At 73.2% G+C, this 12,846-nt stretch carries 9 protein-coding genes, 1 tRNA gene, 1 pseudogene and 1 riboswitch; of the genes and pseudogenes, 8 read left to right on the top strand and 3 right to left on the bottom strand.

All coding sequences use genetic code 11. The features are described from left to right. The first annotated feature begins 68 nt into the window (after positions 1 to 68). The 6 genes and pseudogenes from ACWD4U_RS26635 to ACWD4U_RS26610 all read left to right on the top strand — a co-directional run bounded on the left by ACWD4U_RS26635 (position 69) and on the right by ACWD4U_RS26610 (position 7,902). Positions 69 to 965, top strand: coding sequence for an FAD binding domain-containing protein (locus tag ACWD4U_RS26635; RefSeq protein WP_363456282.1), 897 nt, complete (start codon positions 69 to 71; stop codon positions 963 to 965). A 44-nt stretch (positions 966 to 1,009) separates the two neighbouring features. Continuing rightward, positions 1,010 to 1,573: pseudogene (locus ACWD4U_RS26630) on the top strand ((2Fe-2S)-binding protein); the annotation flags it as partial. A gap of 521 nt (positions 1,574 to 2,094) precedes the next feature. Next, a complete protein-coding gene (locus tag ACWD4U_RS26625; RefSeq protein WP_363456279.1) occupies positions 2,095 to 4,419 on the top strand; it encodes a xanthine dehydrogenase family protein molybdopterin-binding subunit in 2,325 nt (774 codons plus the stop codon). Positions 4,420 to 4,577: 158 nt separating this feature from the next. After that, a complete protein-coding gene (locus tag ACWD4U_RS26620) occupies positions 4,578 to 5,960 on the top strand; it encodes a S8 family serine peptidase (protein WP_363456277.1) in 1,383 nt (460 codons plus the stop codon). 117 nt (positions 5,961 to 6,077) lie between these two features. Next, positions 6,078 to 6,398 carry a hypothetical protein gene (locus ACWD4U_RS26615; protein ID WP_363456274.1) on the top strand — a complete coding sequence of 107 codons (321 nt, stop codon included), beginning with the start codon at positions 6,078 to 6,080 and terminating at the stop codon, positions 6,396 to 6,398. Positions 6,399 to 6,408: 10 nt separating this feature from the next. Beyond that, positions 6,409 to 7,902 (top strand): WXG100 family type VII secretion target, encoded by a 1,494-nt coding sequence (locus ACWD4U_RS26610; protein ID WP_363456271.1) that lies wholly within the window; start codon positions 6,409 to 6,411, stop codon positions 7,900 to 7,902. A gap of 114 nt (positions 7,903 to 8,016) precedes the next feature. Here ACWD4U_RS26610 and ACWD4U_RS26605 read toward each other — a convergent pair whose 3' ends face one another. Further along, positions 8,017 to 8,766 carry a DUF427 domain-containing protein gene (locus tag ACWD4U_RS26605; protein WP_363456268.1) on the bottom strand — a complete coding sequence of 250 codons (750 nt, stop codon included), beginning with the start codon at positions 8,764 to 8,766 and terminating at the stop codon, positions 8,017 to 8,019. 171 nt (positions 8,767 to 8,937) lie between these two features. After that, positions 8,938 to 9,009 (bottom strand) — tRNA-Cys (locus tag ACWD4U_RS26600). A 256-nt stretch (positions 9,010 to 9,265) separates the two neighbouring features. Further along, a riboswitch (guanidine-III (ykkC-III) riboswitch) is annotated at positions 9,266 to 9,331 on the top strand. A gap of 34 nt (positions 9,332 to 9,365) precedes the next feature. On the opposite strand from ACWD4U_RS26600, the gene ACWD4U_RS26595 reads away from it, so the two are divergent. Further along, positions 9,366 to 9,680: an SMR family transporter gene (locus ACWD4U_RS26595; RefSeq protein ID WP_363456265.1), complete on the top strand. Its 315-nt coding sequence runs from the start codon at positions 9,366 to 9,368 to the stop codon at positions 9,678 to 9,680. A 95-nt stretch (positions 9,681 to 9,775) separates the two neighbouring features. Further along, complete coding sequence (locus ACWD4U_RS26590; RefSeq protein ID WP_363456262.1) at positions 9,776 to 11,263, top strand: MFS transporter; 1,488 nt, start codon at positions 9,776 to 9,778, stop codon at positions 11,261 to 11,263. A 7-nt stretch (positions 11,264 to 11,270) separates the two neighbouring features. Here ACWD4U_RS26590 and ACWD4U_RS26585 read toward each other — a convergent pair whose 3' ends face one another. Next, complete coding sequence (locus ACWD4U_RS26585) at positions 11,271 to 12,563, bottom strand: polysaccharide deacetylase family protein (protein ID WP_363456259.1); 1,293 nt, start codon at positions 12,561 to 12,563, stop codon at positions 11,271 to 11,273. Positions 12,564 to 12,846 lie beyond the last annotated feature (283 nt).

The following is a 12,846-nucleotide window of genomic DNA, read 5'->3' as shown; positions in this document are numbered from 1 at the left end:
CCTTTGTGTGCCAGAGTTGCCCAACCCACACCGATCGCCCGTACCCTACGGGCGGGGCCGCACTGCAAATGGAGCACGGTGGAAACCTGGTGAACCGGACGATCATGCTGCCGGCCTCGGTCGACGAGGCGGTCGAAGCCCTGGCCGCCACCCCGGGGGCGGTGCCGGTGGCGGGTGCCACCGACTTGATGGAGGCGGTCAACGCCGGGCGGCTACGGCCCGCCGCGCTGATCGGCCTCGGCCGGATCACCGAACTGCGCGGCTGGCGCTACGAGGACGGCGGCACCGCCGTGCTCGGCGCCGGCCTCACCCACGCCCGGATGGACCGTCCCGACTTCGCCGCGCTGATCCCGGCCCTCGCCGACGCCGCGCGCACCGCCGGACCCCCGCAGGTCCGCAACGTCGGCACCCTCGGCGGCAACATCGCCACCGCCGCCCCGGCCGGCGACACCCTCCCGGTGCTCGCCGCCCTGGAGGCCACCGCCACCCTGGCCCGGGCCGGCGCCGTCCGCGAGGTCCCGATCAGCCACCTGCTCACCGGACTCGACCCGCTGCGCCCCGGCGAACTGCTCACCTGGGTCCGGGTCCCGCTGCTGCACGCCCCGCAGGTCTTCCTGAAGTCCACCGGCCGCAGCGGCCCCGCCCGCGCCGCCGCCTCGGTCGCCCTGGTCCTCGACCCGGCCCGCCGCGGCGTGCGCTGCGCGGTCGGCGCGGTCGCGCCCGTCCCGCTGCGCCCGCTGGAGGCGGAGAGCTGGGTGGCCGGCTGCATCGACTGGGACGCCCGCGGCCAGGACGGCGCGGTGCTGATCGACCCGGCCGCGCTCGCCGCGTTCGGCGAGTACGTGGCCGGTGCCTGCGTCCCCGAGGGCGGGGCGCTCGGCGAGGGGGCGGGCTCGGCAGCGGCCCGGCTCCGGCGTACCGTAAGCGTGCTGGCCCGCCGGGCACTGGGAAGGGCGCTGAAGTGACGGACGAACTGCACCACCACGGCGGGATGCTGGCCGGCGACGTGCGGCCCACGGCCTCCTACACGCTGCGGGTCAACGGCGTGGAACGCCCCGTCACCGACGCCTGGATCGGCGAGAGCCTGCTGTACGTGCTGCGCGAGCGCCTCGGCCTGGCCGGCGCCAAGGACGGCTGCGAACAGGGCGAGTGCGGCGCCTGCTCGGTGCAGGTCGACGGGCAACTGGTGGCCGGCTGCCTGGTGCCCGCCGCGCTCGCCGCCGACAGCGAGATCGGCACCGTCGAGGGCCTGTCCGGCGCGGGCGGCGCCAGTGACGTCCAGCAGGCGCTCGCCGACTCCGGCGCCGTCCAGTGCGGCTACTGCACCCCCGGCCTGGCCATGGCCGTGCACGACCTGCTGCAGCGCAACCACCGGCCCAGCGAGGTCGAGGCCCGGCAGGCCCTGTGCGGGAACCTGTGCCGCTGCACCGGCTACCGCGGCGTGCTCGCCGCCGTGCAGAACGTCGCCGACGCCCGCGAGGCCGAACTCGAGGCCGAGCTCACCGCCGCCGAACAGGCCGCCGCGGCCGCCAAGGCCAAGGCCGCCGCCGACGGCGCGGACGAGGGCGCCCACCCGCGGAGCGGCGCCGCCGTCGCCACCGAGCAGTCGCTCGCCGACCTCGCACTGGCCGGCGAACTCCCGCTCTACGCGGACTCCGAACTCTGGCACGAGGCCGACCAGCTGATCCCCCATCAGCAGCAGGGCGAGCACCTCGACGCCACCCACCGCACCGGCGGCTACGCCTACCCGCCCACCCCGCCGCACGGCACCCCCGTCCCGGCCGGCTTCGCCGACCCCGGCTACCAGGGCTACCCCGCCTCCGGCTACGAGCCCACCCCCGCGCACGGCACCGCCGCCGACGCCCACCCCGGCACCCCCGCGCACGGCACCCCGTACCTGCCGACCCCGCCGCACGGCACCGCCTACCCCGGCGGCTACGACGGCCGCGGCACCGGCGCGGTGCTCGACGCCGGGGCGTACGACGGCACCGTGTACGACACCAACGGCGCCGGGTTCGACCCGCGCACCGGCTACCCCGGCGGCTACGACGCCACCCCCGCCCACGGCATCCGGCTCCCCGAGGACGAGAACGCATGACCTCCGCCACCGAGCAGCTCCCGGCGGCCGCCCCCGCGGAATCCGGCGAACCCTTCGGCCTCGGCAGCTCCCCGCTGCGCACCGACGCACTGCCCAAGGCGCTCGGCATCTACCCGTACGCCGCCGACCTGTGGGCCGAGGGCCTGCTGTGGGGCGCGGTGCTGCGCTCCCCGCACCCGCACGCCCGGATCGTCTCGGTCGACACCTCCGCCGCACTGGCCGTCCCCGGCGTGCACGCCGTGGTCACCGCCGCCGACCTGCCGCCCGGCCCGGACGGCACCCCCGACGGCGCGCCCGCCGGCCCGATCGCCGCCGACCGCCCCGTGCTCGCCGCCACCGTGGTCCGCCACCACGGCGAACCGGTCGCCGCCGTCGCCGCCGACCACCCCGACACCGCCCGGCTGGCCGCCGCCGCCATCGTCGTCGAGTACGAGCCGCTGGAGCCCGTCACCGACCCCGAGGCGTCCTTCCACGCCCCGCCGCTGCACCCCGACGGCAACCTCTTCCGCCACCTGCCGCTGCGCACCGGCGACCCCGACGCGATCGGCGAGATCGTCGTCGAGGGCCTCTACCAGGTCGGTCGGCAGGACCCCGCCCCGATCGGCGCCGAGGCCGGACTCGCCGTGCCCCGCCCCGACGGCGGCGTCGAGCTGCACCTGTCCTCCACCGACCCGCACGGCGACCGCGACCGCACCGCCGCCTGCCTCGGCCTCGACCCCGACCGGGTCCGCCTGGTCGTCACCGGCGTCCCCGGCGCCACCAGCGACCGCGAGGACCTCTCCTTCCAGGTCACCCTCGCACTGCTCGCGCTGCGCACCGGCCGCCCGGTCAAGATGGCCCTCACCCGCGCCGAGTCCTTCCAGGCGCACACCTCCCGCCACCCCGCCCTGCTGCGCTACCGGCACCACGCCGACGCCGAGGGCCGGCTGGTCAAGGTCGAGGCGCAGATCCTGCTCGACGGCGGCGCCTACGCCGACGTCTCCGCCGAGGCGCTGGCCGCCGCCGTCGCCTTCTCGGTCGGCCCCTACACCTGCCCCAACGTCTTCGTCGACGCCTGGGCGGTGCGCACCAACAACCCGCCGGCCGGCCGGATGCGCGGCGAGGGCGCGCTGCAGACCTGCTTCGCCTACGAGTCCCAACTCGACCAGCTGGCCAAGCAGATCGGCGTCGACCCGGTGGAGATCCGGCGCCGCAACGCGATGGCCACCGGTGACCCGCTGCCCACCGGACAGGCCGTCACCTGCCCCGCCCCCGTCGCCGCCCTGCTCGACGCCGTCTCCGACTCCCCGCTGCCCGCGCTCCCGGTCGACGACCCCGAGGCCGACTGGCTGCTGCCCGGCGGACCCGGCGGCGCCGGCGACCCCACCGCGGTGCGCCGCGGCATCGGCTACGCCGTCGGCATGGTCCACATGCTCGGTGCCGAGGGCGAGGACGAGGTGGCCACCGCCACCGTCCGGGTCAGCGGCGACCACGCCACCGTCATCTGCGCCGCCGTCGACTCCGGCCAGGGCTTCGCCACCCTCGCCCGGCAGATCGTCCAGTCCGTGCTCGGCGTCAGCGAGGTCTACATCGCGCCCGTCGACAGCGACCAGTCCGCCGCCGGCCCCGCCGCCCGTGGCCGGCACACCTGGGTCTCCGGCGGCGCGGTCGAACGCGCCGCGCTGATGGTCCGTCACCAGATGCTGCAGCCGATCGCCGCCGACTTCGGCATGTCCGTCGAGCTCCTCACCATCACCGACGGGAAGATCAGCTCGTACGACGGTGTGCTCGGCATGCCGGTCAGTGAGGCGCTCGAAGGCCGCGAACTCTGGGCCACCGCCCAGTGCCGCCCGCACCCCACCGAACCCCTCGACCCCGAGACCGGCCAGGGCGACGCCTTCGTCTCCATCGCCTTCTGCGCGATGCGCGCCGTCGTCGACGTCGACATCGAACTCGGCGCCGTCCGGGTCGTCGACGTCACCGTCGCGCAGGACGTCGGCCGCGCGCTCAACCCCCGCCAGATCGAGGACCGCATCGAAGCAGCCGTCGCCCAGGGCGTCGGCCTCGCCCTGCTCGAGGACCTGCGCACCGACAACGGCGTCCTGCTCAACCCCTCCCTCACCGGCTACCGCCTCCCCACCGCCCTCGACACCCCCGACATCCGCATCGCCGCCCTCCTCGAGGAACGCGACGTCGTCGCCACCTTCGGCGCCAAGGCCGTCAGCGCCGTCCCCGCCGTCGTCGCCCCCGCCGCGATCGCCGCAGCGGTCCGCGCCGCCACCGGCCTCCCCGTCGGCCGCCTCCCCATCCCCCCGGAAGACGCCACCGTCCCCGCCGCCTGACCCCCCGTCACCGAGCCGCCGTACGTCCACGAAATCCCCGTGGGCCGACTCCCGGGCCTCTGCGCGCACACCCGGATCGGGCGATACGATCGGACGGTCCTGCGTTCCGGGGGGCACTGCGAGAACGAACGGGCTGTCAATCGACTGACGGGGTACTGATGACGCTGACCAGACTCACGCGCGTGCTCGGCGCGGCCACACTGACCGCAGGCTTCCTGCTCGCAGGCCTGCCGACCGCCTCGGCGGACCAGGTGCGGGACGGGCAGTGGGCGAACCAGTACTTCAACCTCGACAAGGTGTGGTCGGTGACGAAGGGCGACGGCATCAAGGTCGCCGTCATCGACGAGGGCGTGGACCCGACCTTCCCGGACCTCGTCGGTCAGGTGCTGCCCGGCTACGACCCGAGCGGCGGCGACCATGAGCGGAAGCCCACCGACCCGCACGGGACCGGTATGGCCAGCCTGATCGCCGGCCGCGGCCACGGGAGCAACGAGGGCGTGCTGGGTCTCGCACCCGGCGCGAAGATCATCCCCGTCTACAAGGACTCGGCGGCCGGCGGCGACGCGGTGCCGGAAGGCATCAAGTGGGCGGTGGACCACGGTGCCGGCGTCATCAACATCTCGCTGTCCGGTGCCGACAACCCGAAGATGGCCGACGCCGTGTCCTACGCCGTCAGCCACAACGTGGTCGTGGTGGCGGGAGCCGGCAACGACGGCGGGCCGGTCGAGTCGCCTGCGAACACGCCGGGCGTCATCGCGGTCGGGGCGGTGAACAAGGACCTCAAGTCCTGGGACAAGTCGAACTCCGGGCCGGAGATCATGCTGTCGGCCCCGGGTGTGGACATCGTGCACGCCGGGCCCTGTTCGTCGAGCCAGTACTGCATGGCGGACGGCACGTCGGACGCCACCGCCTACGTCTCCGCCACGGCTGCCCTGGTGCGGGCGAAGTTCCCGAACCTGACGGCGGGTCAGGTGGCGAACCGGCTGGTGAAGTCGGCCAAGGCTCCGGCGGGCGCAGGCAAGCTGCCGGACACGCACTACGGCTACGGGATCGTCCGCGCCTACGAGGCGCTGACCATGGACATCCCGGCGGGCTCCGCCCAGGGCCCGCTCGCGGGTGCGGCCACGGGCTCCAGCCCGTCCGCCGGCGCGACCGCGGGAACGGGCGCGGGCAGCGCCGACCCGGGGTCGGGCCTGGGAGACCCGGACCCGCTGCCGGCGATCAAGGGCTCGTCGTCCGGGTCCAGCCTTCCGCTGATCCTGGGCATCGCCGCAGTCGTAGTGGTGCTCTTCATCGTCATCATCGCGATCGCGGTGGCCAGCAGCCGCAAGCGCAACCGCGCCCAGGCCGTTCCCGGCCAGCCGGGCGGTCCCGCTCCGTACGGTGCGCAGCAGGGCTGGCCGCCGGCCCAGCCGCAGCAGCAACCCTATGGTCAGCAGCCTCCGATGCCGCCGTACGGCCAGCAGGCTCCGCCGCCCGGGTACCCGCCGCAGCAGACGCCCTATCAGAATCCTTACCAGGACGGCAATCAATCGCGTTGAGAGCGTGTCAGTACACCGCTCAAACGCGATAGGATCGAACGCTCTAACTGAACGGTAAGGCCACCAACCAGAGCGTTACCACGGGGAAGTTTCGACACTCCAGGGGGAGAGGGCCTCGTGTCCGAGGGATACCGCGTCAACCCAGCAGAGCTGGAGGCAGTCGTCAAGCGGCTGCGGGCCCTCCAGCAGAACATCAGTACCTGCGGGACCAACACCAAGTACAAGACCGACATCACCAGGGACGCCTTCGGCGGCGACTTCGTCGAGGCCCATGCGCTCTTCGAGGCGCACGGGAAGATGCAGGTGTTCCTGACCCAGACCATCTCCGATCTGGACGCCTTGATCAACGAGTACGGGGACAAGACCCAGCTGGTCACCGACCGGTACAACGGCCGGGAGACCGACGGGCAGGCGACCATGAACCAGATTCAGGCGTAGGGGGTCTGACATGGCATCGGGAAAGACTCCGTTCGACCGCTACGACCTGATCCCGCTCAAGGACATGGTCCAGCACTCGAGCCCGGACCGGATCCGGGAGGTCGGCCAGCACTGGGTGAGCGTCCACCAGGAGCTGACCCAGGTCGCTGCCGACCTCCAAGCGGCGGTCCAGCACGCGACCACGCACTGGGACGGCGCCGCCGCCCAGGGCTTCGCGCAGAAGGGCGGGCAGATCCAGGAGAGCCTGGTCAACACCGCCGCGCACGCGCAGAACACCTCGGTGGCGATGAACTACGCCGCCACGGCGCTGCAGCAGACCAAGTCCACCATGTCCTCGATCAAGGTCCCGGACTTCTGGGACCGGGTGGGCAAGACGCTCAGCGACGGCTTCGCCTCGTCCGACGAGGGCTTCAAGCGCGACATCGCCTCCGGGATGAACCGGATCGACGCGGTCAACAAGAACGCGCACGACCTCTCGGCCACCGAGGTCGCCCACCAGTACGCGATCGGCGTGATGGAGCACCTCGGCCCGCAGTACATCCAGGCGGCGGACTACCTCGATCACCCGCCGAGCGAGAAGCCGGTCGACTCGTCGAAGCCGTTCCCACCGGCGCCGACCAACCCCGTCCCTCCGCCCGGGCACACTCCGCCGTCGATGCCGATGCCGAAGTACCCGGAGGGGCCGCCTCAGCAGACGCCGCCGCAGCAGGTGGTGCCGGGGCCGCCGGATGGGCCGAAGCCGACGCCTTGGCATCCGACGGGGCCGGTTCAGCCTCCGGGTGGGCCGATCGTTCCGCCGGGTGGGCCGGTGATCGCTCCGCCGGTGCAGCCGCCGGGGACTGAGATCACCGGGTTGCCGCCGTTGACGGGTACTCCGACGGGGCCCGGTGGGCCGGGGATCGGGATGCCGGGTGGGCCGGGGACGATTCCCGGGCCTGGCGGCGGCGGTGGCGGCGGCCTCTCGGGCGGCGGCGGTGGCGGCGGCGGTTACGTGCCGGGCCTCGGCGGCGGTGGCGGCTTCGTGCCGGCCGGCGGCGCCGGTGGCGGTCGGGTCGGCGGCGGCGGGCTCTCGGGCGCCGGCGGTGCCGGTGGCGCGGCCGGTGGCCGGGCCGGTGGTGCGGCCGGTGCCGGTGGCGCGGGTTCCGCGGCCGGCAAGGGTGCGGCCGGGGCCGGCGGCATGGGCGCCATGCACGGTGGCGGCATGGGCGGCGGCGGTGGCGCGGGCTCGAAGGGCGGCGGCAAGAACAGCGGCCTGGTCCGCAAGGCCGGTGGCACGGTCGGCAACGCCAAGGGCGGTGCCGGTGGCCGGTCCTTCACCCAGGGCGGTTCGGGCATCGGCAAGGGCCGTGGCAACGGCCAGGCCGGTGCGGGCGGCATGCACGGCGCCCCGGGTTCGGGTTCCGGCGGCCGCAAGAAGAAGGGCGAGGGTCACCGTCCCGACTACCTGATCGAGGACGAGGAGACCTGGCGCGGCGGGACCGCCAACCCGCCGGTCATCGAGTAGTACCGGTAGGAGCAGCAACAAGGCGCGGGCGTCGGCGCCCCGGATCCGAGAGGACCGGGGACCGGCGCCCGCGCCGCGTTGTGTTCCGAGAGGCTCGCGGCCCGGCCGTGGTGGTCAGCTCGGCCGGGGCTGCCGGACGTCGTCGACGAAGACGTCGACGCGTTCGTCGTAGAAGGCGACCAGGCCGGCGATCTTCTGGGACTCGGGCAGTGGAGTGGGGTACGACCAGGCGAGGTCCTGGTGCAGGGTGTCGCCGACCTGGGCGGAGAGGTAGGTCGCGGTGCCCTTGTAGGGGCAGTGGGTGATCCGGTCGCTCGTGGTGAACAGCGGGAGCACCAGGTCGGTCGGCGGCAGGTAGTAGCGGGTGGGCAGGCCGGTCTCGAAGAGCAGGCGGGGGGAGCGGGAGAGCGCGAGCAGCGTGCCGTCGAGCTCGATCCGGACGGTGCGCGAGGACGGCAGGATGTCGATCCGGGTGTACGGGTCGCGGGCGTGGGTGAAGACCTGCTCGTCCTCCTCGTACCAGGCGTCCATCGCCGCCCAGTTGAAGCGCAGGTGGTCGCGGATCGCCTCGACGGGGGAGTCCGGGTACTGCCGGACGGCGTGCTCCGCGGTGTGCCCGCCCACGGTGAGGGTGAGGACCCGGGCATCGCCGAGCAGCGGGCGTCGGGAGATCCGGTCGGTGGCGGTGAGCAGGTCGGTACGCACGTCGGCGACCGGAATGTAGTAGACGGGGTACCGGTCGTGCTCCCAGACCATCAGGGCCCGGGTGGTGTCGGCCACGGCCAGTCCGCCGAGGTACGTGCGGATCCGCTTGCCGCAGGGTTCGATCCGCGGCGCGGGGGCGGTTCGATCGCTGGAGGTCATACCGGGGACAACGCGCGGCGGCGCACGGTAATTTCGGGGCGGGGAAGGTGCTGAGAAAGGCGCACGGAAAGGCCCGGGGAAAGGCGACAGGAATGCGCCGAATCGCCCGAGGGCAGCGGAATGCACCGGGCGCGACATTCGGCGGGAATGTCGCACCCGGTGTTCCGGAAGAGGCCATGACGGGATTCGAACCCGTGTAAACCGCTTTGCAGGCGGTCCCCTGAACCACTCGGGCACACGGCCGTGGGGGAGCCGACGAGGCGTCAGAACGCCTGGTGGCGAAGGTCGTTGCGGATCAGGCGCAACAACAGGAACGCATCCGGCAGGGACAGGAGGCGCAGGTGCGGGGCGCTGCGAGGGCCACCGTCTTCCTGTTCATTGCCGACTCCTGTCGTCGCTCTGCCTGCGTTGGTGAATTCATCATAGGGGTGCCGGTGGGGGTGGCGTCAATATCCGTATATGAATTCCGTGTGTCGCGGCTGTGCTACGGTCGAAGGCGTGGCGGGCCGTGAGCGGTCCGCCCCGGACGAGGTGCGACGTACCCGGTGGGACAAGACGGCGCGGTAGGTGTTTCGACTACTGCGGAGGAGTCCGTCGTCATGGCCTGGGTGGTTCTGATCGTCGCGGGGTTGCTGGAGACCGTGTGGGCGGTCGCGCTGGACGCGACCAAGGGGTTCTCGCGACTGGTGCCGACCGTGGTGTTCGCGGTGGCGCTGGTGCTCTCGATGGGCGGACTGGCGTACGCGATGCGGTCGATCCCGCTGGGCACGGGTTACGCGGTCTGGGTGGGGATCGGTGCGATCGGCACCGCGCTGTACGGGATGGCGGCGCTGGGCGATGCGGCGAGCGCGGCGCGGATCACCTGTCTGGTGCTGATCCTGGCCGGGGTGGTCGGGCTCAAGGTGCTGCACTGAGTCCGCCGGCCGGCGGGTCCTAGGTCCGGAAGCGGAGCTTCCGATCCGACCGCAGGTCAGGAGTAAATCGGCAGGTCGGCACTTACCATGTGGGAATGACCACCACCTCCGAGACACAGCCCGGCCTCCCGCCCGCGACACGTCCCGACCACGGAGCCGACCACGCAGCCGGCGGCGGGGCCGACGACGGGACCGGCGGGGTGCTCAGCGGCCCGTACCGGGCGCTGACCCTGGGCATCGTCTCGGTGGTGCTGCTGCTGGCCTTCGAGGCGACCGCGGTGAACACCGCGATGCCGGTGGCGGCGCGGGAGCTGGACGGCATCGCGCTGTACGCCTTCGCGTTCTCCGGGTACTTCACCAGCACCTTGTTCGCCCTCGTGGTGTCGGGCCAGTGGAGCGACCGGCGCGGGCCGCTGGCGCCGCTGTTCACCGGGATCGCGGTGTTCGCCGCGGGGCTGGTGGTCGCGGGGACGGCCGCCAACATGTGGCTGTTCGTGGCGGGCCGGGCGATCCAGGGCCTGGGCGGCGGGCTGGTGATCGTGGCGCTGTACGTGGTGGTCGGCCGGGCGTTCCCGGAGCGGCTGCGGCCGTCGGTGTTCGCGGCGTTCTCGGCCGCCTGGGTGCTGCCCTCGATCCTCGGTCCGGTGATCTCCGGCGCGGTCACCCAGCACCTGGGCTGGCGCTGGGTGTTCCTGGCGGTGCCGGTCCTGGTGCTGCTGCCGCTGGCCGTGATGGGTCCGGCGCTGAGCCGGTCGGAGCGCGAGCAGCCGCCGCTCGACCCGCAGCCGTTCGACCGCCGACGCACCCGGGACGCGGCGATGGCCGCGGTGGGCGCCGGGTTGCTGCAGTACGCGGGTCAGCGGCTGGACGTGGTCGCGCTGCTGCCGGCGCTGGCGGGGGCCGGGCTGCTGCTGCCCGCCGTGGTGCGGCTGCTGCCGCGCGGGGCGCTGCGGGCGGCGCGCGGGCTGCCGACGGTGATCGTGCTGCGCGGCGTGGCGGCGGGGGCGTTCTTCGCGGCGGAGGCGTTCATCCCGCTGATGATGGTGACGCAGCGGCACCTGTCGCCGACCATGGCGGGGCTGACGCTGACCAGCGGCGGGCTGTCCTGGGCGCTGGGCTCCTGGCTGCAGGGCCGGCCGGGAGCGGAGCGGCACCGCGAGACGATGATCCGGCTGGGCTTCGTCATGACCGCGGTGGCGATCGGCGGGGCGGCGCTGGTGCTGGTCCCGGCGGTGCCGACCTGGGTGACGGCGGCCTGCTGGGCGGTCGGCGGCGTCGGCATGGGGATGGCGGTGGCCAGCATCAGCGTGCTGATGATGAAGCTGTCCGCGCCGGAGGAGACCGGTCTGAACTCGGCGGCGCTGCAACTGAGCGACGCGCTCGGCAACGTGCTGCTGATCGGCCTCGCCGGGGTGCTGTTCGCCGCGCTCGGCGGTGGCGGCGCGGTGGTGGCGGGAACGCAGGACGGCCCGGTGCCGGCCGGGCCGTTCGCGGTGATCTTCCTGGTGATGGCGGGGGTCGCGCTGCTCGGCGCGCTGCTCTCCGGCCGGGCGGCGGCGCCCCGCGCGGGGAGCGCCGCCTGAGGGCGGGTCAGACCTTCGCGGCCGCGGAGGCGGGGGCGGAGGCGCTGGTGCCCGCGCCGCCGAGGTAGCCGTTCCAGCCGCCCATCGGGGACTCGCCGGGGGCGAGCGCCTGGAGCTTGCGCAGCACCGCCGGGTCCTGGACCTCCAGCCACTCGACCAGTTGGCGGAAGGAGACCATCCGGACCTCGGGCTTGTCGGCGATCTGCTTCAGGGTCTCCTCGACGGCGTTCATGTAGATGCCGCCGTTCCACTGCTCGAAGTGGTTGCCGATGATGAACGGCGCGCGGTTGGAGTTGTAGGCGCGGTTGAAGCCGTTGAGGTAGGAGTCGCGGGCCTGGGTCTGCCAGAAGCCGTGCTGGCCCGGGTCGGCCTTGGTGTTGTTGCCGGACTGGTTGTACATGATGTTGTAGTCCATCGAGAGCACCTGGAAGCTGTGCCCGGGGAACGGGATGGACTGCAGCGGCATGTCCCACAGCTGGCCGCCGGCGAACTTCTGCGGCCAGACCTGCAGCCCGCCGGGGCCGGAGGAGTCGTACTTCCAGTTGCGCTTGGCGGCGGTCGGCAGCAGTCCGCGCTGGCCCTCCAAGCAGGGGGTGCGGCCGCCGATCAGCTCCTTGCGGTAGTCGAAGGGCAGCGCGGGCAGGTCGGTGATGCCGGTGTTGGTCTTCCAGTTCATGACGAAGTCCATCGCCTGCTGGATCTCGCTGTCCCAGTCCTCGGCCGACCAGCGGCCGCCGCCGGTCGGGCCGCAGAAGTGGCCGTTGAAGTGGGTGCCGATCTCGTGGCCCTCCAGCCAGGCCGCGCTGATCTGCTCGATGGTGTCGCGGACGTGATTGTCCGCCAGGTAGCCGATGTCGGAGGCGCCGACCGGGTGCTGCGGCGGGCGGTACATCGACTTCTTCGACTCCGGCAGGGTGTAGATGCCGCTGAGGAAGAACGTCATCGAGGCGTTGTGGTCCTTGGCGAGCTGCCGGAACCGGCTGAACAGCTTGTTGTCCAGCTCGCCGGCGCCGTCCCATGAGAAGACCACGAACTGCGGCGGGCGCTGCCCGGGTTCCAGCGGTTCGGCCTTCGGCTGGCCGGGCTGCGGGCCGGTGTCGGAGGTGGAGCCGTCGCCGATCAGCGCGGCCGGCGGCTTGGGGACGGCGCTCGGGCTGCCGCTGGCCGACAGTCCGTCGGCCTGGGCGGGCGGGCCGGCCTGCTCACCCCCGCTCCCCTTGGCGCCGGAGCATCCGGCGGCCAGCGAGGCGGCGGTCGCGGCACCGGCGGCCAGCAGCGTCCTGCGGGACAGGGCGTCCATGTCTCACATCCGTTCACCAGGGAGTAAGCGAAGTCAACCGGCCGGAGGGACGGTCCATCAGATGAAATGAGTGATGCGTCGTCCGGGGGAGTCCGGCTCAGCATGGCACGGGTCGGGGCGGCACGCCGGTAATCACGGCCAGGTGTACGGATGACCGGGGGAGCGGCAGGCCACACGCTCACCTGTTCGGCGCACGGTGTACGGAGCGGCGCTGGCGTCAGGCAGTTGACCTGGCGTCAGATGGCACCACCGCCCCGGACCCGTCCACCGCCCGCCACCCCGA

The organism is Kitasatospora sp. NPDC002522, from assembly GCF_053595195.1.
The sequence above is the reverse complement of the archived record's forward strand: the minus strand, read 5'-3'. Positions and strand labels throughout refer to the sequence as shown.

Bases quoted from the DNA above. Each gene is read 5' to 3' on its own strand.
- ACWD4U_RS26635 (WP_363456282.1), top strand. From the start codon at position 69: ATGGAGCACGGTGGAAACCTGGTGAACCGGACGATCATGCTGCCGGCC.
- ACWD4U_RS26625 (WP_363456279.1), top strand. From the start codon at position 2,095: ATGACCTCCGCCACCGAGCAGCTCCCGGCGGCCGCCCCCGCGGAATCC.
- ACWD4U_RS26620 (WP_363456277.1), top strand. From the start codon at position 4,578: ATGACGCTGACCAGACTCACGCGCGTGCTCGGCGCGGCCACACTGACC.
- ACWD4U_RS26610 (WP_363456271.1), top strand. From the start codon at position 6,409: ATGGCATCGGGAAAGACTCCGTTCGACCGCTACGACCTGATCCCGCTC.
- ACWD4U_RS26605 (WP_363456268.1), bottom strand. From the start codon at position 8,766: ATGACCTCCAGCGATCGAACCGCCCCCGCGCCGCGGATCGAACCCTGC.
- ACWD4U_RS26595 (WP_363456265.1), top strand. From the start codon at position 9,366: ATGGCCTGGGTGGTTCTGATCGTCGCGGGGTTGCTGGAGACCGTGTGG.
- ACWD4U_RS26590 (WP_363456262.1), top strand. From the start codon at position 9,776: ATGACCACCACCTCCGAGACACAGCCCGGCCTCCCGCCCGCGACACGT.
- ACWD4U_RS26585 (WP_363456259.1), bottom strand. From the start codon at position 12,563: ATGGACGCCCTGTCCCGCAGGACGCTGCTGGCCGCCGGTGCCGCGACC.